This is a genomic window from Pseudomonas sp. GW821-FHT07G06 (assembly GCF_058986625.1).
Map to the genome: position 1 here is coordinate 236795 of NZ_JBYSVW010000005.1, position 22477 is coordinate 259271.

18 protein-coding genes are annotated in these 22477 nt (G+C 60.9%); 11 read left to right on the forward strand and 7 right to left on the reverse strand.

Going from position 1 to position 22477, the window contains the following annotated elements; all coding sequences use genetic code 11:
• The first annotated feature begins 79 nt into the window (after positions 1–79).
• The 4 genes from AC3WJW_RS12280 (at position 80) to AC3WJW_RS12295 (ending at position 4226) form a co-directional block, all read left to right on the forward strand.
• On the forward strand, positions 80–316 hold the full coding sequence (locus AC3WJW_RS12280) for a DUF1653 domain-containing protein (protein WP_007986363.1): 237 nt from the start codon (positions 80–82) through the stop codon (positions 314–316).
• A 114-nt stretch (positions 317–430) separates the two neighbouring features.
• Positions 431–3058 (forward strand): type I DNA topoisomerase, encoded by a 2628-nt coding sequence (gene topA / locus AC3WJW_RS12285; RefSeq protein ID WP_015095955.1) that lies wholly within the window; start codon positions 431–433, stop codon positions 3056–3058.
• A gap of 315 nt (positions 3059–3373) precedes the next feature.
• The gene (locus AC3WJW_RS12290) at positions 3374–3898 is read left to right on the forward strand and encodes a DUF6586 family protein (RefSeq protein WP_015095954.1); all 525 of its coding nucleotides are present in this window, start codon (positions 3374–3376) and stop codon (positions 3896–3898) included.
• Positions 3899–3992: 94 nt separating this feature from the next.
• Positions 3993–4226, forward strand: a complete 234-nt coding sequence (locus AC3WJW_RS12295) for a hypothetical protein (RefSeq protein ID WP_007991404.1) — start codon at positions 3993–3995, stop codon at positions 4224–4226.
• 93 nt (positions 4227–4319) lie between these two features.
• Here AC3WJW_RS12295 and sulA read toward each other — a convergent pair whose 3' ends face one another.
• Both sulA and lexA read right to left on the reverse strand, forming a co-directional pair.
• Complete coding sequence (sulA, locus tag AC3WJW_RS12300; protein WP_095965240.1) at positions 4320–4796, reverse strand: SOS-induced cell division inhibitor SulA; 477 nt, start codon at positions 4794–4796, stop codon at positions 4320–4322.
• A 10-nt stretch (positions 4797–4806) separates the two neighbouring features.
• Positions 4807–5415: a transcriptional repressor LexA gene (lexA, locus tag AC3WJW_RS12305; protein ID WP_007974043.1), complete on the reverse strand. Its 609-nt coding sequence runs from the start codon at positions 5413–5415 to the stop codon at positions 4807–4809.
• Between the two features lie 229 nt (positions 5416–5644).
• Here lexA and AC3WJW_RS12310 point away from each other — a divergent pair, with 229 nt between their 5' ends.
• The 3 genes from AC3WJW_RS12310 to AC3WJW_RS12320 all read left to right on the forward strand — a co-directional run bounded on the left by AC3WJW_RS12310 (position 5645) and on the right by AC3WJW_RS12320 (position 8271).
• Positions 5645–6352, forward strand: coding sequence for a TetR/AcrR family transcriptional regulator (locus AC3WJW_RS12310; RefSeq protein WP_493726166.1), 708 nt, complete (start codon positions 5645–5647; stop codon positions 6350–6352).
• A 158-nt stretch (positions 6353–6510) separates the two neighbouring features.
• Positions 6511–7521 (forward strand): beta-N-acetylhexosaminidase, encoded by a 1011-nt coding sequence (gene nagZ, locus AC3WJW_RS12315; protein ID WP_056722002.1) that lies wholly within the window; start codon positions 6511–6513, stop codon positions 7519–7521.
• Positions 7522–7533: 12 nt separating this feature from the next.
• The gene (locus tag AC3WJW_RS12320; RefSeq protein WP_007974037.1) at positions 7534–8271 is read left to right on the forward strand and encodes an S-methyl-5'-thioinosine phosphorylase; all 738 of its coding nucleotides are present in this window, start codon (positions 7534–7536) and stop codon (positions 8269–8271) included.
• Positions 8272–8411: 140 nt separating this feature from the next.
• Here the strand turns inward: AC3WJW_RS12320 and AC3WJW_RS12325 are convergent, their stop codons facing one another.
• From AC3WJW_RS12325 to mfd, 3 genes are read right to left on the reverse strand one after another with little or no spacing between them, the layout of a single operon-like run.
• Positions 8412–11105 carry an SNF2-related protein gene (locus tag AC3WJW_RS12325; RefSeq protein ID WP_493726167.1) on the reverse strand — a complete coding sequence of 898 codons (2694 nt, stop codon included), beginning with the start codon at positions 11103–11105 and terminating at the stop codon, positions 8412–8414.
• A gap of 6 nt (positions 11106–11111) precedes the next feature.
• Positions 11112–11690: a CsiV family protein gene (locus AC3WJW_RS12330; protein WP_218503628.1), complete on the reverse strand. Its 579-nt coding sequence runs from the start codon at positions 11688–11690 to the stop codon at positions 11112–11114.
• 10 nt (positions 11691–11700) lie between these two features.
• The gene (gene mfd / locus AC3WJW_RS12335; RefSeq protein WP_102698735.1) at positions 11701–15150 is read right to left on the reverse strand and encodes a transcription-repair coupling factor; all 3450 of its coding nucleotides are present in this window, start codon (positions 15148–15150) and stop codon (positions 11701–11703) included.
• Between the two features lie 363 nt (positions 15151–15513).
• On the opposite strand from mfd, the gene AC3WJW_RS12340 reads away from it, so the two are divergent.
• From AC3WJW_RS12340 to sthA, 3 genes are all read left to right on the forward strand, one after another.
• Entirely contained in the window at positions 15514–16977 is a 1464-nt protein-coding gene (locus AC3WJW_RS12340) for a glyceraldehyde-3-phosphate dehydrogenase (RefSeq protein WP_015095946.1), read from the forward strand.
• Between the two features lie 211 nt (positions 16978–17188).
• Positions 17189–18169, forward strand: a complete 981-nt coding sequence (locus AC3WJW_RS12345) for an FAD:protein FMN transferase (RefSeq protein WP_493726267.1) — start codon at positions 17189–17191, stop codon at positions 18167–18169.
• 207 nt (positions 18170–18376) lie between these two features.
• The gene (sthA, locus tag AC3WJW_RS12350) at positions 18377–19771 is read left to right on the forward strand and encodes a Si-specific NAD(P)(+) transhydrogenase (protein WP_007972111.1); all 1395 of its coding nucleotides are present in this window, start codon (positions 18377–18379) and stop codon (positions 19769–19771) included.
• A 42-nt stretch (positions 19772–19813) separates the two neighbouring features.
• Here the strand turns inward: sthA and AC3WJW_RS12355 are convergent, their stop codons facing one another.
• Both AC3WJW_RS12355 and AC3WJW_RS12360 read right to left on the reverse strand, forming a co-directional pair.
• Positions 19814–20536 carry a glycerophosphodiester phosphodiesterase gene (locus AC3WJW_RS12355; protein ID WP_015095944.1) on the reverse strand — a complete coding sequence of 241 codons (723 nt, stop codon included), beginning with the start codon at positions 20534–20536 and terminating at the stop codon, positions 19814–19816.
• A 14-nt stretch (positions 20537–20550) separates the two neighbouring features.
• Positions 20551–21132, reverse strand: coding sequence for a PilZ domain-containing protein (locus AC3WJW_RS12360; protein WP_095965249.1), 582 nt, complete (start codon positions 21130–21132; stop codon positions 20551–20553).
• Between the two features lie 94 nt (positions 21133–21226).
• Here AC3WJW_RS12360 and AC3WJW_RS12365 point away from each other — a divergent pair, with 94 nt between their 5' ends.
• Positions 21227–22477 (forward strand): lipoprotein-releasing ABC transporter permease subunit, encoded by a 1251-nt coding sequence (locus AC3WJW_RS12365; protein WP_104449716.1) that lies wholly within the window; start codon positions 21227–21229, stop codon positions 22475–22477.

The following is a 22477-nucleotide window of genomic DNA, read 5'->3' on the forward strand; positions in this document are numbered from 1 at the left end:
CGGGGCCAAGTGCCCCGGTTTTTGTTTTTCCGGATTTATTTTGTTTTTATTTTGAAAAAATTTGAGTGAGGGCCAAAGCATGCCGATACAACCTGGGCTCTACCAACATTACAAAGGTCCGCAGTACCGCGTATTCAGTGTTGCGCGGCATTCGGAAACCGAAGAAGAAGTGGTCTTCTATCAAGCCCTGTATGGCGATTACGGCTTTTGGGTGCGTCCCTTGAGCATGTTCCTGGAGTCCGTCGAAGTTGACGGCGAACAGGTGCCACGCTTTGCTTTGGTGCAGGCCGAAGAAAGTCTTTTTACCAAGCCATAAGCTGAGTGCGCGCAATACCCTGCGCTTGACCTCACCTTGTAGCCACTATATATAGCGGTGCCGCGTCAGGCGCCAATCGCCTTTCACTTCTCGAATTCAGGAATTTTCTGATCCATGGGCAAATCGCTGGTCATTGTGGAATCCCCGGCTAAGGCCAAGACCATCAACAAGTATTTGGGCAACGAATACGTGGTGAAGTCGAGTATCGGCCATATCCGAGACCTGCCCACCAGCGGTTCGGCTAGCGCCAGCAAAGAGCCAGCCGCCAAGCGCGGCAAGGCTGCTGCAGGTGAAGCGCCGGCACTGTCGCCTAAAGAAAAAGCGCGCAAGCAGCTGGTCGCGCGCATGGGGGTCGATCCGGATCATGGCTGGAAAGCCAAGTACGAGATCCTCCCGGGCAAGGAAAAAGTCATCGAAGAGCTGCGCCGGCTCGCCAAGGATGCTGACACCATCTATCTCGCAACCGACTTGGACCGCGAGGGGGAAGCCATTGCCTGGCACCTGCGCGAAGCCATCGGTGGTGACGACAGCCGCTACAAGCGCGTGGTGTTCAACGAAATCACCAAGAAGGCGATCCAGGAAGCCTTCTCCCAGCCGGGCGAGCTGGATATCGACCGCGTCAACGCCCAGCAGGCTCGTCGCTTCCTCGATCGCGTCGTGGGCTACATGGTTTCGCCGTTGCTGTGGGCCAAGATCGCTCGTGGCCTGTCCGCCGGTCGCGTGCAATCGGTTGCCGTGAAGCTGGTGGTTGAGCGCGAACGTGAAATCCGCGCGTTCATCCCGGAAGAGTACTGGGAAGTGCACGCCGACCTCGGCACCGCAAAAGGCGCGACCGTGCGTTTCGACGTGGCCCGCGAGAAAGGCGAAGCGTTCAAGCCGCTCAACGAAGCCCAGGCCATGGCCGCGCTGGAGAAGCTCAAGGCTTCCAGCTACAGCATCGTCAAGCGCGAAGACAAACCGACCAGCAGCAAGCCGTCGGCGCCGTTCATCACCTCCACCCTTCAGCAGGCCGCGAGCAACCGCCTGGGCTTCGGGGTGAAGAAAACCATGATGATGGCCCAGCGTCTGTACGAAGCCGGCTACATCACTTACATGCGTACCGACTCGACCAACCTCTCGGTTGATGCCGTGGCAATGGCGCGTACCTATATTGAAGGCGAGTTCGGCAAGAAGTACCTGCCGGAAACCCCGAATGTCTACAGCAGCAAGGAAGGCGCACAAGAGGCTCACGAAGCGATTCGTCCGTCCGACGCCAATACCGAGCCAAGCAAGCTGTCGGGCATGGAGCGTGACGCTGAGCGCCTCTACGAGCTGATCTGGCGCCAGTTCCTGGCTTGCCAGATGCTGCCGGCGCAATACCTGTCGACGACCGTCACTGTGGGCGCTGGCGACTTCGAGCTGCGTGCCAAGGGCCGCATCCTGAAGTTCGACGGTTACACCCGAGTCATGCCGCAAATCGCCAAGCCAGGCGACGACGATGTGTTGCCGGACATGGCCCAGGGCGACGCGATGAAGCTGATCAAGCTTGATCCGACCCAGCATTTCACCAAGCCGCCGGCGCGTTACTCGGAAGCCAGCCTGGTCAAGGAAATGGAAAAACGCGGCATCGGTCGTCCTTCGACCTACGCAGCGATCATTTCGACCATTCAGGACCGTGGTTACGTGGCGTTGCACAACCGTCGCTTCTACTCGGAAAAGATGGGCGACATCGTCACCGAGCGCCTGGCCGAGAGCTTCTCGAACCTGATGGACTACGGTTTCACCGCCGGCATGGAAGAACATCTCGATGACGTGGCCCAGGGCGAGCGCGACTGGAAAAACGTGCTCGACGAGTTCTACGGCGACTTCAAGAAGAAGCTCGAAGTAGCCGAAAGCCCGGAAAACGGCATGCGTGCCAACCAGCCGGTGATGACCGACATTCCGTGCACGACCTGCGGTCGTCCGATGCAGATTCGCACCGCGTCGACCGGCGTATTCCTCGGTTGCTCGGGCTACAGCCTGCCGCCGAAAGAGCGCTGCAAGGCCACCGTCAACCTGGTGCCGGGCGACGAAATCGCCGCGGACGACGAAGGTGAGTCGGAGTCGCTGGTATTGCGTGGCAAGCATCGCTGCCCGATCTGCAGCACGGCGATGGATGCCTACCTGCTGGACGAGAAGCGCAAGTTGCACATCTGCGGTAACAACCCGGATTGCGACGGCTACGAAATCGAAGAGGGCACCTATCGCATCAAGGGCTATGAAGGTCCGAGCCTGGAATGCGACAAGTGCGGCAGCGAGATGCAGCTCAAGACCGGCCGTTTCGGCAAGTTCTTCGGTTGCACCAACGCCACCTGCAAGAACACCCGCAAACTGCTGAAGAGCGGTGATGCGGCGCCGCCGAAGATGGACCCGGTGAAGATGCCTGAGCTGAAATGCGAAAAGGTCAACGACACCTATATCCTGCGCGACGGTGCATCCGGCCTGTTCCTGGCGGCCAGCCAGTTCCCGAAAAACCGTGAGACGCGTGCTCCGCTGGTTATCGAGATCGTGCCGCACAAGGATGAGATCGATCCGAAGTATCACTTCCTCTGCGAAGCGCCGAAGAAAGATCCCGATGGCCTCCCGGCTGTGATTCGTTACAGCCGCAAGACCAAGGAACAGTACGTGCAGACCGAAGTTGACGGTAAGCCGACTGGCTGGAAAGCGTTCTACGACGGCGGCAAGTGGACGGTTGAAGACAAGCGCCCGGCTGCAAAGGCGTAGAATCGCAAGACCCCTGTAGGAGCGAGCTTGCTCGCGATGGTCGTCAACGATGACGCGGGCCTTCAGGATGCCCGCGTTGCTCTCAAGTCCATCGTCGGAACGCCGCCCGGAGCAAGCTCGCTCCTACAAAAGGCGCATGGGAATTGCGAAGGCGTAGAATCGCAAGACCCCTGTAGGAGCGAGCCTGCTCGCGATGGTCGTCAACGATAACGCGGGCTTTCAGGATGCCCGCGTTGCTCTCAAGTCCATCGCGAGCAGGCTCGCTCCTACACAGGACCTGCGTGAAGCAATTATTTCGTTGTGGAGGCTGCCGTCATGGCCCACGAACTTTATACCCGCACCAATCAGAAGATTTATTTCGCCGGCTTGTCGCTGGAAGCACTGGCGCGCACTGAAGAGGGTCGGGCGATGAATTCGCTGGCGCTGATCCAGGCCGGACGCGAATCTGCGCTGTTTCACCTGTACGGCGCGCTGTTGGGCCTGTGTCATGAAATCGCCGGCTTCTATCGCCTGCCTCAGGCCAATGCACCCCGTGCGGAGCTACTGCTGACTCGCGAAGTGCTGGAAACCATCGCCATTCCGGAAATGGCCGAGCTGGTCGAACTGGCCAACAACCCTGAGACCTGGCTGGCCAAGTTGTTGGCTGCCCATGCTGCGTTGTTTCAGCCGCCGCGCGCGCCCCACAAGCCAAAAGGGGACGTGACCCAGCCTCTGATTCAGGCTGTCAATCTGGATGAAGTGGATGAGCCAGAGGAGCTGAGTCGGGAAGAGCTGGAGAGCTGGCGCCAGAATCTGAAAGGATTGGCGATCCGCTTTCGCGAAGGCCTGAACGAGTGCTGACAGAAACAGTTTTGGGATGGCATCTGGTCAAGATCCCGAGCGAAGCCTGGCCGATGCCTATATAATCCCCGCCTTTCGTGGAGAACAGTCCTTTATGCCAACGTCCTTTCTAGAAATTGTCGAGTTACCAGACGGCCGTATCGAGCTGCGCAGGGCCGAGGACGAGGGTTCTCTGGTTACTTTGGATTTCTCCGAGGACGCCAAAGCGTTCCTGCAAGGGCAACACGTGGAAGTCGCCAAGGCGATGTTGAGCGTGGGAGTCCAGATGGCAGGTCGCCTGGTTGAAGGCGAATTCGACAAGGACGAGGGGCCACGGGTTCTTCATTGATCCCCGTCCGTCGGTTTTCCTGATGTCGCTACACATCGGCTTCTCTCTCCCTGGAGAAGCCTCGCGCGGGTAAGCTCGCGCCCCGGCTGTCAGTTATCCCAAACGAATATTCAGGCTCTGAGCGTCCCCGGTCCGGGCGGCGCTGATCAACTGTTGCCGGGATTGGCTGCTCAGAGGATTGAGCCAGCTGACAACCGTATGGCTGCGCCCGAGACGCAGGGCTTCGCAGGTCAGTTGCTGAGCACTTTGGGTGCCCCGGGGGTGCAGCAACAGAATGCGCTCGCGGTTGAGGCCGGCATCTCGCAGCCAGGCTTGGGTCAGGCTGGCGGGTGGCGCGATCAGTGTCAGCCAGCGTGCGTCCTGGTCCTGGCTCAATTCCCTGAGGATCGGTGCCAGAAGGCTCAGGCAGTTCCCGGCTGCACCACGCAGTGACAGCTCGCTGAAAACGTCAGGTTCGGCGCTCCAGGGGGACTCGACTACGTCTTTCAGGATCGGCGCCAATGGCTGTGCCATGAACGCTTCGAACAACGGCAGTTGGGTTTGCTGTGGTGATGGCTGTGGGAACTGCATGGAGCCTCCTTTAGCGGCGAATCACGCCGACACTCAAGCCTTCGATCACCAGTTCCTGATCTTGAAGGTTCACTTCGATAGGGGCGAACTCGGGGTTTTCGGCGATCAGCCAGACTTTGCTGCCGTCACGCTTGAAGCGCTTGACGGTCACTTCGTCGCCGATTCGTGCAACCACGATCTGGCCGTTACGGGCTTCACGGGTGGTGTGGACGGCCAGCAGGTCGCCGTCGAAAATGCCGACATCCTTCATGCTCATCCCGTGGACGCGCAGCAGGTAGTCGGCGCGCGGATGGAAGAAGGCAGGATTGATGTTGCAGGACTCTTCGATGTGTTGCTGCGCAAGAATCGGGGCGCCGGCTGCGACCCGGCCAATGATCGGCAGGGTGGAGTCGTCGGCCTTGGCTTCGAAGCCGGGGATGCGAATGCCACGGGAGGCGCCAGGCGTCATCTCGATGGCACCCTTGCGGGCCAGCGCCTTGAGGTGCTCTTCCGCCGCATTGGGTGACTTGAAACCCAGTTCCTGAGCGATTTCCGCACGGGTGGGGGGGTATCCGTTGTCTTCCAGGCAGCGTTTGATGAAAGCCAGAATCTCTGCTTGTCGTGGCGTCAGCTTTAGCATATTGATCGCTCTGTTTTTTTATACAGTGACTGGGATTATATACAGTAAGTCGGTCTTGGCAATGCTCCATTTTTCAGTCGCCGCCAGACGGTCAATCAGTCAGTGGATTGAAGCTTCGCCGTTGTGTGGTTAAATGTCTGACCGACCATTCCCGAAACGAACTGCCAGACTTGACAAGGCACAGGCTGAAACGTATGTTTCAAACAAGTGTTTGTCAGGCGGAGTAGCCATGGCCCAGTCGGAAACCGTTGAACGCATTCTTGATGCAGCCGAGCAGTTGTTTGCGGAAAAAGGTTTCGCCGAAACCTCGTTGCGCCTGATCACCAGCAAGGCCGGTGTCAACCTGGCGGCGGTGAACTATCACTTCGGTTCGAAGAAGGCGTTGATCCAGGCGGTTTTCTCGCGGTTCCTCGGGCCGTTCTGCATCAGCCTCGACAAAGAGCTGGAGCGGCGTCAGGCCAAGCCTGAAATCAAGCCGACCCTCGAAGAGTTGCTGGAAATCCTCGTCGAGCAGGCCCTGGTGGTGCAACCGCGCAGCGGCAACGACCTGTCCATCTTCATGCGTCTGCTGGGGCTGGCGTTCAGTCAGAGCCAGGGGCACTTGCGTCGTTATCTGGAGGACATGTACGGCAAGGTGTTCCGCCGCTACATGATGCTGGTCAACGAAGCGGCGCCGCGTATTCCGCCCATCGAACTGTTCTGGCGCGTGCACTTCATGCTGGGTGCGGCGGCGTTCAGCATGTCCGGTATCAAGGCCTTGCGCGCGATTGCCGAAACCGACTTCGGCGTGAACACCTCGATCGAACAGGTCATGCGCCTGATGGTGCCGTTCCTGGCCGCCGGCATGCGTGCCGAATCCGGTGTGACCGATACCGCCATGGCCACTGCCCAGTTGCGCCCACGCAGCAAATCGGCACCGGTTGCCGCCAAGGTTTAACCGCACACGGGTGGGCGCGGCAGCTGACATCCGCTAAGCTAGCCGCCCATGCCGACTCTCGTTCTGAACCCGTTTCCCATCGAACTCGCCAATCTGCCAGGCCTTGCCCCTGGCGGCGAATGCGTGTGGGCCGGGTTTTCTGTTATCAAGGAATTTTTATGACTGCTGGCTTGCAAGGCTCGTTGATGGTGGACGTCGCCGGTACCTGGCTGACGGCTGAAGATCGCCAATTGTTGCGCCAGCCCGAAGTGGGCGGCTTGATCATCTTTGCCCGTAACATCGAGCATCCGCGTCAAGTGCGCGAGCTGAGTGCGGCGATTCGCGCCATTCGCCCAGATCTGCTGTTGGCGGTGGATCAAGAGGGCGGCCGCGTGCAGCGCCTGCGCCAGGGTTTCGTGCGCCTGCCCGCCATGCGCGCCATTGCCGACAACCCGAACGCCGAATACCTGGCCGAGCAGTGCGGCTGGATCATGGCGACCGAAGTGTTGGCCGTTGGCCTGGACCTGAGCTTCGCCCCGGTGCTCGACCTCGATTACCAGCGCAGCGCCGTTGTCGGCACCCGTTCGTTCGAAGGTGATCCCGAGCGCGCTGCCTTGCTCGCGGGTGCGTTCATCCGTGGCATGAACAGCGCCGGGATGGCCGCGACCGGCAAGCACTTTCCGGGTCACGGCTGGGCCGAGGCTGATTCCCACGTCGCGATCCCGAATGATGAGCGCAGTCTCGATGAGATCCGCGCCAACGACCTGGTGCCGTTTGCCAAATTGAGCAAGCAATTGGCTGCGGTCATGCCGGCCCACGTTATTTATCCACAGGTCGATTCCCAGCCCGCAGGTTTCTCCCGCCGCTGGTTGCAGGACATCCTGCGCGGCGAGTTGCAGTTCGATGGCGTGATCTTCAGTGACGACCTGTCCATGGCAGGCGCCCACGTGGTCGGCGATGCCGCCAGTCGTATCGAAGCGGCGCTGACGGCCGGTTGCGACATGGGGCTGGTGTGCAACGACCGTGCGGCCGCCGAACTGGCCCTGAGCGCTGCGCAACGCCTGAAGGTCAAGCCTTCCGAGCGCATTGCGCGGATGCGCGGCCAGTCGTTCGCCAGCACCGAGTACCGTCAAGACCCGCGCTGGCTGGCCGCTGTCGGCGCGCTCAAAGAAGCTCAATTGATTGATTAAGGACTGTTCGTTATGACGGTTTACGCGATTATCGGTGGCACTGGCCTGACTCAGCTCGAAGGCCTGAGCATTCGCCAGTCACTGGCAGTGGACACGCCTTATGGCGCACCTTCAGCCGACGTTCAGATCGGCGAGTATGCCGGCAAGGAAGTGCTGTTCCTGGCGCGCCATGGCCACCCCCATCGTTTCCCGCCGCATCAGGTCAACTATCGCGCCAATCTCTGGGCGCTGAAGCAGGCCGGTGCCGAAGCCATTCTGGCGGTCAACGCCGTGGGCGGCATCCATGCAGCCATGGGCACCGGGCATTTCTGCGTGCCGCATCAGTTGATCGACTACACCAGTGGTCGCGAGCACACCTACTTTGCCGATGATCTGGAACACGTTACTCATATCGACTTCAGCTACCCCTATAGCGAGCCGTTGCGCCAGCAATTGATCGCGGCGCTGGCGGCGGAAGGTGTGGGCTACAGCAGTCATGGCGTGTATGCCTGCACTCAAGGGCCGCGCCTGGAGACGGTGGCCGAAATCGCCCGGCTGGAGCGCGACGGCTGCGACATCGTCGGCATGACCGGTATGCCGGAAGCCGCGCTGGCCCGCGAGCTGGAACTGGATTACGCCTGTCTGGCGCTGGTGGTGAACCCGGCGGCGGGCAAGTCGACGGCGGTGATTACCATGGCCGAGATCGAACAGGCGTTGCATGACGGCATGGGCAAGGTGAAATCGACGCTGGCGCGGGTGCTCAAGGGCTGAGCTCCGCTTGATATCGAGTTGACTTCATCGCGAGCAAGCTCGCTCCCACAGGTTTAGTGGCGTTCGTAGAGTTTGTGTTCGACGCGGTCATTGTGGGAGCGAGCTTGCTCGCGATAGCGGACGAATAAGCGCCGCACATCTCAACGTTTTCCGAGATTTTCCGGCAACGGCGCAAACAACGCCTCGATATCATCGCCCTGCAGTTTCCAGTCCCCGGCCTTGCGCCCGTCCAGCACGCCGGCCGCGAGGTCGGACTTTTCCTTCTGCAGGTGCTGGATTTTTTCTTCCACCGTGCCGCGCGCAATCAGTTTGTAAACGAACACGGGCTTCTCCTGACCAATGCGATACGCCCGGTCGGTCGCCTGGTTTTCCGTCGCCGGGTTCCACCACGGGTCGTAGTGAATCACCGTGTCCGCTTCGGTCAGGTTCAGGCCAACGCCGCCGGCCTTCAGGCTGATCAGAAATATCTGACGCTTGCCGCTCTGGAATTCCTTCACCGGTGTGCGGCGGTCGCGGGTCTGGCCGGTCAGCAGGGCGTAGTCGATTCCACGTTTGTTCAGCTCATCCTCAATCAGCGACAGCATTGAAGTGAACTGCGAGAACAGCAGGATCCGCCGACCCTCCTCGAACAATTCCTCGAGCATTTCCATCAGGCTGTCGAGCTTGCCCGAGGTGCTGCCACGGCTTGGCAGGGTTGCTTCGTTGACCAGGCGCAAATCGCAGCACACCTGGCGCAGCTTGAGCAAAGCTTCAAGAATGATGATCTGGCTGCGGGCCACGCCTTTGCGGGTGATCTCGTCGCGGACTTTCTTGTCCATGGCCAGGCGCATGGTTTCGTAAACGTCACGCTGGGCCTCGTTGAGTTCGACCCAGTGGATGATCTCGGTTTTCGGCGGCAACTCGGTGGCCACCTGTTCCTTGGTGCGGCGCAGCAGGAAGGGCTTGATCCGGCCGTTGAGGTGCTGAAGCCTGACCTCGCTGGTGCGTTTTTCAATCGGTACGCGGTAATCGCGGTTGAAGCTTTTGACGTCACCGAGCCAGCCCGGCAAGAGGAAGTGAAACAGTGACCAGAGTTCGCCGAGGTGGTTTTCCAGCGGTGTGCCACTCAGGCACAGGCGCTGCCGGGCATTGAGCTCGCGGGCAGCCTGGGCGGCCTTGCTGGTCGGATTCTTGATGTACTGCGCTTCATCCAGCACCAGTATGTGCAAGGGCTGCGCCGCCAGGCGCTCGACATCCTTGGGCAGCAGCGCATAGGTGGTCAGGATCAGGTCGTAGTCAGCCAGCTTGTCGAAGTGTTTTTTGCGGCTGGCGCCGTACAGCGCCAGTACCTTGAGCTGCGGCGTAAAGTGCGCCGCTTCGTCGAGCCAGTTGGGAATCAGGCTGGTCGGCATCACCACCATGCACGGCCGATCGAGACGGCCGGCGTTTTTCTCGCTCAGCACGTGCGCCAGTGTCTGCAGGGTTTTGCCCAGACCCATGTCGTCCGCGAGAATGCCACCCACTTCCAGCTGCCGCAGCGATTGCATCCAGCTCAGGCCCTCAAGCTGATACGGGCGCAGGGTCGCATTCAAGCCTTCCGGGGCAGTGGCCGTGTGGTCCTTGATGTCACGCAGGCGCTGGGCAAAGGTGCGGATCTGTTCGCCGCCCTCCCAGAGCAGTGGCATGTCTTCCAGCGGGTTCAGGCGCGTGGCATCGGCCTTGCTCAGGCGCAGCGTGGTGTCGCCGGGCTCCTGCAGGTAAAACTCGCCGAGGGTGGCCAGCACCGGTTTCAGGCGGCCGAAGGGCAGGGCGACTTGCAGCGGGCCGTGCTCGGAGTTCGGGCGATGGGGGATGTTGACCAGGATCAACTCGTCGTCGCGGCGTCGGGCAAGGCGCTCCGGGTTGAGGATTTCGGTGTGGGAGCGCATCAGGTTGAGCAGGATCGGCAACAGGCTCAGGCGCTCGCCGTTGACGATGATCCCCAGCTCCAGGTCGAACCAGTCGCGCTCCGGTGCCTGTTCGACCGTGGCGTACCAGTCGTCTACCGCCGTCAGGTCGAAACCGAAGTCCTCGTCGATCTGCAATTCCCAGCCCTGGGTGCGCAACTTTGGCAGTTCATTGAGGGTAAAGGTCAGCCAGGCGCTGTCATTGACCATTTCGAACAGCTCGCCGGCGCTTTCCGGCAAGGCCTTGCTTTGCCGGGTAGCGACTTTGAAGCCGAGGATTCGCAGCTGTTCCCGGTAGGACTGTTCCACGTCCGGGTGGCGTTTTATCCGCAGCGTCTGGGTTTCCTGGCGAATCAGGATATCGGTGTTTTTCTGTCCGGATACGTATTCGTCCAGATAGCTGAAGGACAGCGCCGCGCGATGCTGGATGTAGCGCTGCATTCGCCCATTGCGCGGTTCGAAGGCGCTGAACTCGATGCTGGCCAGCCACAGGCGCGGTACCGGTTGCACATTGTCCACCAGCACTTGCGGCGGGGCTTTCGGGCTGCGGTTTTCCAGGACGGCCTGGAGTTTTTCCAGGAGTTCGGCGTCTTTGGCGGCAGCGGGGTAGTCGAGGGTTTCCTGCACTTGCAGGAGCACCGCTGCGCAATGTTTGCAGTTGCTGTGGACCGGGCAGGAGCAGATGGCATCGACCATCAGCAGCGTGCCTTTGGCTGACTCGCGCAGGCGAATGGTCTGGCGGTAAACGTTACCGCCCGAGCCTTCGCACGCGGCGACGATGGTTGCGTCACCGGCCTCGACGATCCTGACACGATTCTCCAGCGCGTAACGGCGACCGCGCTCCAGGCTCTGTTCCTTGAATCGGCTGACCCAGGATGGTGCCAGGGGTTTGCTCAGGGTCGCGGACATAGGGAATCAGTCCGGAATTTCTTCGGGAGCTGCTCGGGGTGCGGGGGCGGTCAGCGAAGTGATCTTGATCAGCAGGCCGAGGTGGCCGTTGTCGAGGAAGTTCAACTGGCCGTTCTTGGTGTGGCTTTCCTGTTTCAAGCGCTCGCTGGCTGTCACCATGCCATTGGCATCGATCTGATTGACCCAGAAGTCGGCGTCGACGTCGGTAAAGCGTCCCAGTTTCATGCTCAGCGTGCCCTCGATCGGGAACTGACCATATTGTTCCTTGCCGTCGCTGATCGCCACTTTGCTGGCGTTTTCGCCGAGCGTCTGTTGCCAGGCCTTGTGCAGCAACACCGTGTAGTCGGCGCTGCTGGTGAGTTTTTCCACCTCGCCATTCAGGCTTGGCGTACGCAGGCTGTCGGGGCTGACGGGTTGGGCGCCAGCGGCCCAGTCTTCCGGTGCGGCGCGGCTGACAATCGCCGGCACGGCGTTTTGCCGGACCAGAATCATTTCGACCTGATACAGGTCATCGGCAGATGCCGTGGGGGCGACCAGCGCTGGCATCAAAAGGGTCAGCAGGGTCAGTGAGCGGAACAGGCGCATGCGGCGTCCTTCAAGCAGTTTTCGGAACGAGGCGCTCGAACAGCGCCTCTACAGTATTAAAGCGCTCTTCCGGGCGCTCCATCGGAACCATGAACTTGAACATCGTGGCCCCTTCGAATTTGTAGCGTTTGGGCTGGCTCTGGATCAACTTGATCAGGGTCAGCGGGTCGACCGGCGTCTGCGCAGCGAACTCGACGCGACCGCCTTGCGGGCCGCCATCGACTTTCTTGATGCCCAGTTGCTCGGCCTGCAACTTCAATGCAGTGATGCGGATCAGGTTCTTGGTCGGTTCCGGCAACAGGCCGAAACGATCGATCATCTCCACCTGCAAATCCTTGAGGCCGTCCTCATCGGTGGCCGAGGCAATGCGTTTGTAGAGAATAAGGCGGGCGTGAACATCCGGCAGGTAGTCTTCCGGAATCAGCGCCGGTACCCGCAAGTTGACTTCAGGACCACCGCCGAGCGGTTGATCGAGGTTCGGCTGCTCACCCTTGCGGATCGATTTCACCGCGCGTTCGAGCATTTCCATGTACAGCGTGAAGCCGACCGCCTGGATCTGCCCGCTCTGACCGTCACCGAGCAGTTCGCCGGCGCCACGGATTTCCAGGTCGTTGGTGGCGAGCACGAAGCCCGCGCCGAGGTCCTGGGTGTTGGCGATCGCTTCCAGGCGCTTTTCCGCGTCCGGCGTGATTTGCTGGCGCGGTGGCGTCAGCAGGTAGGCGTAGGCCTGGTGGTGACTGCGTCCGACCCGGCCGCGCAGCTGGTGCAACTGGGCCAGACCGAACTTGTCGGCACGCTCGATGATGATGGTGTTGGCGCTCGGCACGTCGATGCCGGTCTCGATGATGGTCGAGGCGATCAGCACGTTGAAGCGCTTGTGGTAGAAGTCGCTCATCACCTGTTCGAGTTCGCGCTCGCGCATCTGCCCGTGACCGATGCCGATCCGTGCTTCCGGTACCAGCTCGGCGAGGTCGGCGGCGCATTTCTCGATGGTCTTCACGTCGTTGTGCAGGTAATAGACCTGGCCGCCACGCAGCAACTCACGCAGCAAGGCCTCTTTGACCGTGCTCTTGTTCTGCTCCATGACGAAGGTGCGTACCGACAGGCGGCGGGCCGGCGGGGTGGCGATGATCGACAGGTCACGCATGCCCGAGACCGCCATGTTCAGCGTGCGCGGAATCGGCGTGGCGGTCAGGGTCAGGATGTCGACTTCGCTGCGCAGGGCCTTGAGCTGTTCTTTCTGGCGCACGCCGAAACGGTGTTCCTCGTCGATGATCACCAGGCCCAGGTTTTTGATCTTCACGTCGTCCTGCAGCAGCTTGTGCGTGCCGATGACGATGTCGATCTTGCCTTCGGCCAGATCGGCGACGGCGGCATTCACTTCCTTGGCCGACTTGAAGCGGCTCATCACTTCCACGGTCACCGGCCAGTCGGCGAAGCGGTCGCGGAAGCTGTTGTAGTGCTGCTGGGCGAGCAGGGTGGTCGGCACCAGGATTGCTACCTGGCGACCGCCATGCACCGCGATGAACGCGGCGCGCATCGCCACTTCGGTCTTGCCGAAGCCGACGTCGCCGCACACCAGGCGATCCATTGGCTTGGGCGCGAGCATGTCTTCGCGCACCGCTTCGATGGTGGTTTGCTGGTCCGGGGTTTCTTCGAACGGGAAACCGGCGCTGAAGGTGGCGTAGTCGGCTTTCGGGTCGGCGAAAGCGTAGCCTTCGCGGGCAGCGCGGCGTGCATAGATGTCGAGCAACTCGGCGGCCACGTCGCGCACCTGTTCGGCGGCTTTGCGCTTGGCCTTCTGCCATGTCTCGGAACCGAGGCGGTGCAGCGGGGCCAGGGCGTCATCGCTGCCGGTGTAGCGGGCGATCAGGTGCAGGTTGGCCACCGGCACGTAAAGCTTGGCGCCTTCGGCATATTCCAGGGCAAGGAATTCGGCGGTCTGGTTGTCGATTTCCAGGGTTGCCAGGCCCAGGTAGCGACCGACACCGTGGTCGATGTGCACCACCGGCGCACCTTCGCGCAGCTCGGTGAGGTTCTTGATGACGGCATCGTTGTTGGCATCGGCGCGTTTTTCGCGGCGACGGCGCTGCATCACGCGCTGGCCGAACAACGGGCTTTCGGCGACCAGGGCCAGGGCTGGATCGTCCAGCACCAGGCCTTCATCCAGCGGCGCGATGGTGATCGCCAGGCGGTCTTTGCCAGCGACGAAATCCGGCCAGCTGTCGACGGTTTTCGGTCGTAGCTTCAGGCGTTCCAGCAGCTCCAGCAGCACTTCGCGACGGCCTGCGGATTCGGCGGTAAACAGCACGCGCCCGGGAAACTCGTCGAGGAACCCGGCCAACGCCGCCAACGGCTGGGTGGCCTTGGCCTCGATGGCCAGGTTCGGCAGTTCCCGCGCGGGGAAGCGTTCGCGACCGACGCCGGGCTCCACGTCCTGCTGGCTGGCGACCACCCGCGGCCAGCTTTTGAGGCGGGCAAAGCAGTCTTCCACCGGCAGGAACAGTTCGGCGGGCGGCAATAAAGGACGGGAAGGGTCGACGCGGCGTTCTTCATAGCGATTGCGCACGTCGTTCCAGAAGTTTTCCGCGGCTTGCTCGATGCCCGGCAGGGAAAACACTTGCGTGTCCTGGGGCAGGTAATCGAACAACGTCGAGGTTTCTTCGAAGAACAGCGGCAGGTAGTACTCGATGCCGGCCGGGGTAATCCCGCTGCTCAGGTCCTGGAAGATCGGGCAGCGGCGGAAGTCGACGTCAAAACGCTCACGGAAGCGCGCCTTGAAACGGGTGACCGCTTCTTTCTGTAGCGGGAACTCCTTGGCCGGCAACAGCTTGACCGAGTCGACCTTGTCGATCGAACGCTGGTTCTCCGGGTCGAAGGTGCGCAGGGTTTCGATTTCGTCGTCGAACAGGTCGATGCGATACGGCAACTTGCTGCCCATCGGGAACAGATCGATCAGCGAGCCGCGAACGGTGAACTCGCCGTGTTCATACACCGTATCGACGTAGCGATAACCCGTGGCTTCAAGCCGGGTGCGCATTTGCTCGACGTCGAGTTTCTGGCCGATATCCAGCACCAGGCTGCTGCCGAGCAGGAACTTGGTCGGTGCCAGGCGATGCAGGGCGGTCGTGATCGGCACCACCAGTACGCCATGGCTCAGCTCCGGCAACCGGTACAGGCTGGCGATGCGCTGGGAAATGATGTCCTGGTGCGGCGAGAACAGGTCGTAGGGCAGGGTTTCCCAGTCGGGAAAGTGCAGTACGGGCAAATCCGGGGCGAAGAAACCCAGCTCCTGCTCCAGCCGTTCGGCACTTTGGCTGTCGGCGGTCAGCAGCAGGGTAAAGCGCTTGGCAGCGCTGGCGGCCTCGGCGATGGCCAGGCTCAGGGCGGCACCGGGCAGGTTGCCCCAGTGCTGTTTACCTGCCGCGGCAGGGAGAAGCGGTAGACGCAGAACGGGCACGGAAGGTTGAGCTCCAAGCGTTGCGACAAAGTCGGTAATTGTAGCGGTCTAGGATGCCGCCTGTCAGTTGCTGACTGTGTCTAAAGCACGGGTTGGGTGAAATGTAGTGGTAAAGACAAAATTCACGGGTTTTTTACCCGAAATTATTGAATATGTAGTGGCAAATACAACGAGTGTTGCGGAGGGTTACGGATAAGGTAGCGCGACCTCCAAAAAATTGACTGCGCTGCAAGCCCCGGTTTTATTGGGTTTGCGCGAGGCGCAAATTTTTTGAACGACGAATTGTTACGTAAAGCACGACGGGCGCGCATTGCTACGGCTGTCACTCGGCGGCATAATGTAGCCCCTTTTTTCTGCCCCTACATGTGGAAGGTTCCCGTGACTCAGAAGCCCGACCAGTGTCTTGGTGAATGGATCGACCGTGAAGCACTCGCAGAAGCGATGATTCCGCTTATCGGTCAGCTCTACCGCAATAACAACGTGGTGAGCTCGATCTATGGCCGCAGCCTGATCAATCGTTCAGTCATTGCGATTCTCAAAGCTCACCGCTTTGCTCGTCACCGTCAGTCCGACGAAAGCGAGCTGTCCGTCCACGAAACATTCCCGCTGATCAAGGCGATGAGCGAACTCAAGCTCGGCGCCGCTTCGGTGGACCTGGGCAAGCTGGCGGCCAAATTCAAGGCCGAAGGCAATGGCCGTACTGCCGAGCAGTTCGTCCGTGAAGAACTGGCCGACGTGGTTGGCCAGCAAAACGCATCGGCCCGCAAAGGCACCGACGTTGTCCTCTACGGCTTCGGTCGTATCGGCCGTCTGCTGGCGCGCATCCTGATCGAGAAAACCGGTGGCGGCGACGGCCTGCGCCTGCGTGCCATCGTTGTCCGCAAGGGCGCCGAGAACGACCTGGTCAAGCGCGCCAGCCTGCTGCGTCGTGACTCGGTGCACGGTCCGTTCGATGGCACCATCACCATCGATGAAGCCAACAACACCATCACCGCCAACGGCAACCTGATCCAGGTTATCTACGCCAAGAGCCCGACCGAAGTCGACTACACCCAGTACGGCATCGAAAACGCTCTGATCGTCGACAACACCGGTGTATGGCGTGACGCCGACGGCCTGGGCCAGCACCTGGCCTGCCCGGGCGCTGCCCGCGTGATCCTCACCGCACCTGGCAAGGGCGCGCTGAAGAACATCGTGCACGGCATCAACCACGGCGACATCACCCCTGACGACAAGATCATCTCGGCGGCTTCCTGCACCACCAACGCCATCGTGCCGGTGCTCAAGGCAGTCAACGACAAGTACGGCATCGTCAACGGCCACGTCGAAACCGTTCACTCGTTCACCAACGACCAGAACCTGATCGACAACTTCCACAAGGGCAGCCGTCGTGGCCGCGCCGCGCCGCTGAACATGGTCATCACCGAGACCGGTGCCGCCACCGCAGCCGCCAAGGCGCTGCCAGTGCTCAAGGGCAAGCTGACCGGCAACGCGATTCGCGTTCCTACGCCGAACGTGTCGATGGCCATCCTGAACCTGAACCTGGAAAAGGCCACCACTCGCGAAGAGATCAACGAGTACCTGCGCCAGATGGCCATGCACTCGGATCTGCACAAGCAGATCGACTACGTGAGCTCCCAGGAAGTGGTTTCCACCGACTTCGTTGGCTCGCGCCACGCAGGCGTAGTGGACGCTGAAGCGACCATCACCCAGGATAACCGCGTTGTTCTGTACGTCTGGTACGACAACGAGTTCGGTTACAGCTGCCAGGTGGTTCGCGTGATGGAAGACATGGCCGGTGTAAACCCGCCAGCATTCCCGCGCTAAGCCTTAGCCGCACATGAAAACGCCCCGACTTTGGTCGGGGCGTTTTTGTTTGTGTGAATCAACATCAAAAGATCGCAGCCTTCGGCAGCTCCTACAGGATTGAATACGAATGTACCTTTGTAGGAGCTGCCGAAGGCTGCGATCTTTTATCAGGACATCAAAAAAGGTGAGATTGTTCTTGAGCGGATGGAAGGTTTTTTTTCTGGCGCTGATGGGTATGTTGTCTGCCTGCGGCAACGGCGACTCCCTCGAAAGCTTTGGCGGCCCGACCATGGGCAGCACTTATTCGATCAAGTACGTACGCCATGCCGGCCTTCCGGCGCCGGACGCAGTCCGTGTCCAGGTCGAGCACATCCTCGCTGACGTGGACCTGCGAATGTCGACCTACCGCAGCGACTCGGACATCGAACGCTTCAATGCATTACCGGCCAACCGCTGTCAGGCGATGCCGGCGTCGATCCTCGAGTTGGTCCGCGTGGGCGAGCAATTGTCCATGCAAAGCGACGGTTCCTACGACCTCACGGTGGAACCGTTGCTGAACCTCTGGGGATTTGGTCCGCAGGCCCGGGAGGAGAGGGTCCCGACCGCCGAGGCGCTCGCTGAAGCCCGCCAGCGCGTCGGCCATCAACACTTGCGCATCGATGGCGACACGTTGTGCAAGGACGCCGCCGTCGAGATCGATTTCAACAGCATCGCCGCCGGTTATGCGGTGGACACGATTGCCGCAAGGCTCGAGGCGATGGGCATCCACGACTACCTGGCAGAGGCGACGGGCGAGCTCAAGGCGGCCGGCAAGAAACCCGACGGTTCGCCATGGCGCATTGCATTGGAAGAACCGCGCGATGACCAGCAGGTGGCCGAGCGCGTCATTGTTGTCGACGGTTATGGCCTTTCAACCTCCGGCGACTACCGGAATTATTTCGAGCAGGGCGGGCAGCGTTTTTCCCACACCTTCGATGCCCGCACCGGTGCGCCCGTCTCACACGCCCTGGCGTCCGTCACGGTGATTCATCCTTCAGCGTTGATGGCCGATGGCTTATCGACGCTGTTGCTGATTCTCGGCCCGGAGCGCGGTTGGGACTTCGCGGAAAAACACGATTTTGGCGCATTTTTTGTGATTCGTGCCGATACAGGTTTCGTCACACGCAGCAGTCACGCTTTTGAGCGCCTCAGTGGCAAAAAAACCGAGTGATTGCGGCGATTTGAGCATTGAAAACTGGCGTTGTAGCGCAGGCAAAAGTAGCCTACGACGCGACCAAGGGTTAATGTGCCCGGCGTTGACGCTTCTATAGACTGTGTCCGGGTGCTGCACTGGCCCCAAATTGTTCCTTCATGCCACAGATTGGCGTGATTTAGCCGCAGGTGCCGAGGGTGCCGCGGCCTGTTCTGAGGAGTACGCATGGCTGTCTACAACTACGACGTGGTGGTGTTGGGTTCCGGCCCGGCAGGGGAAGGCGCGGCAATGAACGCCGCCAAGGCAGGGCGCAAGGTGGCGATGGTCGATAGCCGTCGTCAGGTCGGCGGCAACTGCACTCACTTGGGCACCATCCCGTCCAAGGCACTGCGTCACTCGGTGCGGCAGATCATGCAGTTCAACACCAACCCGATGTTCCGGGCCATTGGTGAGCCGCGCTGGTTCTCGTTCCCGGACGTGCTGAAAAGCGCCGAGAAAGTCATCTCCAAGCAAGTCGCTTCGCGTACCGGCTACTACGCCCGCAACCGCGTCGACGTGTTCTTCGGCACCGGCAGCTTCGCCGACGAGCAAACCATCGAAGTGGTCTGCGCCAACGGCGTGGTCGAGAAACTGGTGGCCAAGCACATCATCATCGCCACCGGTTCGCGTCCGTATCGCCCGGCGGACATCGATTTCCACCACCCGCGTATCTACGATAGCGACACCATCCTCAGCCTCGGCCACACCCCGCGCAAACTCATCGTTTACGGCGCAGGCGTGATCGGTTGCGAATACGCCTCGATCTTCAGCGGCCTGGGGGTGCTGGTCGAGCTGGTGGACAACCGTGGCCAGTTGCTGAGCTTCCTGGACTCGGAAATCTCCCAGGCCCTGAGCTATCACTTCAGCAACAACAACATCACCGTTCGCCACAACGAAGAGTATGACCGCGTCGAAGGCGTGGACAACGGCGTGATCCTGCACCTCAAGTCCGGCAAGAAGATCAAGGCCGACGCCTTGCTCTGGTGCAACGGCCGTACCGGCAACACCGATCAGCTGGGCCTGGAAAACATCGGCGTGAAGGTCAACAGCCGTGGCCAGATCGAAGTCGACGAGGCGTATCGCACCTGCGTGCCGAACATCTATGGCGCCGGTGACGTGATCGGCTGGCCGAGCCTGGCCAGTGCCGCCCACGACCAGGGCCGTTCGGCCGCTGGCAGCATTGTCGACAACGGCAGCTGGCGTTTCGTGAATGACGTGCCGACCGGCATCTACACCATTCCGGAGATCAGCTCGATCGGCAAGAACGAACAGGAGCTGACCCAGGCCAAGGTGCCGTACGAAGTCGGCAAGGCGTTCTTCAAGAGCATGGCGCGGGCGCAGATTGCCGGCGAGCCGCAAGGCATGCTGAAGATCCTGTTCCACCGTGAAACCCTGGAAGTGCTGGGCGTTCACTGCTTCGGTTATCAGGCGTCGGAGATCGTGCACATCGGTCAGGCGATCATGAACCAGCCGGGCGAACAGAACACGCTGAAGTATTTCGTCAACACCACGTTCAACTACCCGACCATGGCCGAAGCCTATCGGGTCGCGGCGTACGACGGCCTCAACCGGCTTTTTTGAGCGGCTCCGGCCGGTGGCCTGAGCCGGCCGGGGAGACCGATTTCAGCAATTCTCGAGCGTGGCGCTGGCCAAACCGGGAAAGTCTGTAATCAGGCTGTCAACGCCGAAGTCGGCGAGTCTGCGCATCAGCGCAGGCTCGTTGACGGTCCACACCGACACATGCAACCCCTGACGCTGCGCCTTTTGCAGGCGTTCCGGCGTACACAGGGTCCAGTTCAGCGCCAGAATCTCACAGCCATAACTGGCCGCGACCTTCAGCGGGTCGAGCCAGGCGTACTCGGCCACCAGTCCGCGGGACACGTCCGGCACCAGCTCCAATGCAGCCTTGAGCACTTCACGGGAGCTCGAGGTGATGGTCACCTTGTCCATCAGGCCATGACGCTGGACCATTTCGCGAATCGCCAGCACGGTGGTCGCGGCACGCATCCGTGATGCGCTCTTGACTTCCAGCTGCCAGTGATCGAAGTCGCACTTCTCGAACAGTTCTTCCAGCGTCGGAATCGGGCACGGCTTGATCCATCCCGGGCCACCCTTGCGTGCGTCATAGGTCACAAGCTCTGCCGCCGTGTGTTCGACGACCTTGCCGCGACGGTCCGTGGTGCGCTTGAGGGTCGGGTCGTGGATGACCATCAACTCGCCGTCCCTGGACAGGTGCAGGTCCAGTTCGCAGCGACGCACGCCGTGCTTGAGACATTCCTGAAAGCTGGTCAGGGTGTTTTCCGGTGCTTCGCCCTTGGCGCCGCGATGGCCGTAGATGAGGGTCACGGTTCTTCCTTAAATTAATTGCCTGATTCGAGTTGTTCGCGGGCCAGGCGTCGTTCCTGGGCCTGCTTCTGCAAGATGTGGCGGGCCAACAGTTGGCGCTGGGCGTCGGTCAAGTGTTCGAACTCGGTGCCGACGTCATAGCCATCGCCCTTGCGGTCGCAATGGGTGACACGGGCGCGCAGCAGCAGGCCCAGGGCTTGTGGCATCAGTACCAGCTTGACCGACAGGTGTGCGCCGGCGGCGATGGGCGATGGATGCTGAAAGTCGATGCCGCCTTCGGAGATGATCACCGGCTGCGGTTCGCCGATCTGCCCGAGCACGGTGATGGCGATCACCTGGCTCAGCAGATCGATGCGTTTGTTCTGGGATTTCAAGAATGCCGCAATGTTGCGGTCGCGCTCATTGATCTGGCGCAACAGGTGCTGCGACTCGAATTCACTGAGGTGCAGTTCGCTGAGCAAGTTGAAGAGTGGGGAAGCATCCTGCAACACTTCCTGGCCTGCGGCTTCAGAAGCGGACAGGGGCCGAATTTCCAGTGCGATCGTATCCTCGATACGGTAGTATTCGCGGCGATCTTCTTCATCTAATGTCGACATGGCGAACCCATGGTAGCGGCGGTGGTCTGAGTGTAAAGCTGGTTATCGACCCCCGCCACAAGGACGTTCCTTTTCCCTCCGAACAAGCCCCGACATGTTCAGACCTCTCTTCGTATTTATCGGCACGCGTTACACCCGTGCAAAGCGTCGCAATCATTTTGTGTCATTCATTTCCCTGACTTCGATGATCGGGCTCGCCCTTGGCGTGGTCGTGATGATCGTGGTGCTGTCGGTGATGAACGGCTTCGATCATGAGATGCGCACCCGCGTGCTGGGCATGGTGCCCCACGCGACCATCGAGTCCGGCGAGCCGATCAGCGATTGGCAAAGCCTGGCGGCCAAGGTCAGGCAGAACCCGCAAGTGACGGCCGTGGCGCCGTTTACGCAAATGCAGGGGTTGCTGACCAATAACGGCAAGGTCTCGAAGGTCCTGCTCAATGCCATCGACCCGGCGCAAGAGCGCCAGGTGTCGATCATCGATCACTTCATGACCCAGGGCAAACTCGACGACCTGGTGCCGGGCGAGTTCGGCATCGTCATCGGCGACAAGGCCGCGGCCAAGCTCGGTGCGGCGATCGGCGACAAGCTGACCTTCGTTGCGCCGGAAGTCACCGTGACCCCGGCCGGGATGTTCCCGCGCATGAAGCGCTTTACCGTGGTCGGCATTTTCCATGTCGGCGCCGGTGAGCTCGATGGCTACCTGGGCGTCACCAACCTGCAGGACCTGGCCCGGCTGCATCGCTGGAAACCGGATCAGGTCCAGGGCCTGCGCCTGAAGTTCGACGACCTGTTCCAGGCGCCGCGCACCGCGTGGAGCATCGCCCGCGATCTCGGCGAAGACCGTTTCTACGCCCGCGACTGGACCCGCACCCATGGAAACCTGTATCAGGCGATCCGCATGGAAAAAGCCATGATCGGCCTGTTGCTGCTGCTGATCGTTGCCGTCGCGGCATTCAACATCATTTCCACACTGGTGATGGTGGTGAACGACAAGAAGGGCGACATCGCGATCCTGCGCACACTGGGCGCTACGCCGGGCACGATCATGCGCACCTTCATGGTGCAGGGCACGGTGATCGGCGTGGTCGGTACCGCGATCGGCGCCGTGGTCGGGATCTTCGCCGCGCTGAATGTCAGTGCCGCGATCTCGGCCCTCGAAGGCCTGATCGGCCACAAATTCCTCAACGCCGACGTGTACTTCATCGATTACCTGCCGTCGCAAGTGCAGAGCCAGGACGTTGTCATGGTCTGCGCCGCCGCGTTGATCCTGAGTTTCCTCGCCACCCTGTATCCAGCCTGGCGTGCCGCGCGCACCCAGCCTGCGGAGGCGCTACGTTATGAGTGA

What these genes read in the sequence shown, in the direction of transcription:
- AC3WJW_RS12280 (WP_007986363.1), top strand. Translation starts at nt 80, where the DNA reads ATGCCGATACAACCTGGGCTCTACCAACATTACAAAGGTCCGCAGTAC.
- topA (WP_015095955.1), top strand. Translation starts at nt 431, where the DNA reads ATGGGCAAATCGCTGGTCATTGTGGAATCCCCGGCTAAGGCCAAGACC.
- AC3WJW_RS12290 (WP_015095954.1), top strand. Translation starts at nt 3,374, where the DNA reads ATGGCCCACGAACTTTATACCCGCACCAATCAGAAGATTTATTTCGCC.
- AC3WJW_RS12295 (WP_007991404.1), top strand. Translation starts at nt 3,993, where the DNA reads ATGCCAACGTCCTTTCTAGAAATTGTCGAGTTACCAGACGGCCGTATC.
- sulA (WP_095965240.1), bottom strand. Translation starts at nt 4,796, where the DNA reads ATGCAGTTCCCACAGCCATCACCACAGCAAACCCAACTGCCGTTGTTC.
- lexA (WP_007974043.1), bottom strand. Translation starts at nt 5,415, where the DNA reads ATGCTAAAGCTGACGCCACGACAAGCAGAGATTCTGGCTTTCATCAAA.
- AC3WJW_RS12310 (WP_493726166.1), top strand. Translation starts at nt 5,645, where the DNA reads ATGGCCCAGTCGGAAACCGTTGAACGCATTCTTGATGCAGCCGAGCAG.
- nagZ (WP_056722002.1), top strand. Translation starts at nt 6,511, where the DNA reads ATGACTGCTGGCTTGCAAGGCTCGTTGATGGTGGACGTCGCCGGTACC.
- AC3WJW_RS12320 (WP_007974037.1), top strand. Translation starts at nt 7,534, where the DNA reads ATGACGGTTTACGCGATTATCGGTGGCACTGGCCTGACTCAGCTCGAA.
- AC3WJW_RS12325 (WP_493726167.1), bottom strand. Translation starts at nt 11,105, where the DNA reads ATGTCCGCGACCCTGAGCAAACCCCTGGCACCATCCTGGGTCAGCCGA.
- AC3WJW_RS12330 (WP_218503628.1), bottom strand. Translation starts at nt 11,690, where the DNA reads ATGCGCCTGTTCCGCTCACTGACCCTGCTGACCCTTTTGATGCCAGCG.
- AC3WJW_RS12340 (WP_015095946.1), top strand. Translation starts at nt 15,514, where the DNA reads ATGTGGAAGGTTCCCGTGACTCAGAAGCCCGACCAGTGTCTTGGTGAA.
- AC3WJW_RS12345 (WP_493726267.1), top strand. Translation starts at nt 17,189, where the DNA reads ATGGGTATGTTGTCTGCCTGCGGCAACGGCGACTCCCTCGAAAGCTTT.
- sthA (WP_007972111.1), top strand. Translation starts at nt 18,377, where the DNA reads ATGGCTGTCTACAACTACGACGTGGTGGTGTTGGGTTCCGGCCCGGCA.
- AC3WJW_RS12360 (WP_095965249.1), bottom strand. Translation starts at nt 21,132, where the DNA reads ATGTCGACATTAGATGAAGAAGATCGCCGCGAATACTACCGTATCGAG.
- AC3WJW_RS12365 (WP_104449716.1), top strand. Translation starts at nt 21,227, where the DNA reads ATGTTCAGACCTCTCTTCGTATTTATCGGCACGCGTTACACCCGTGCA.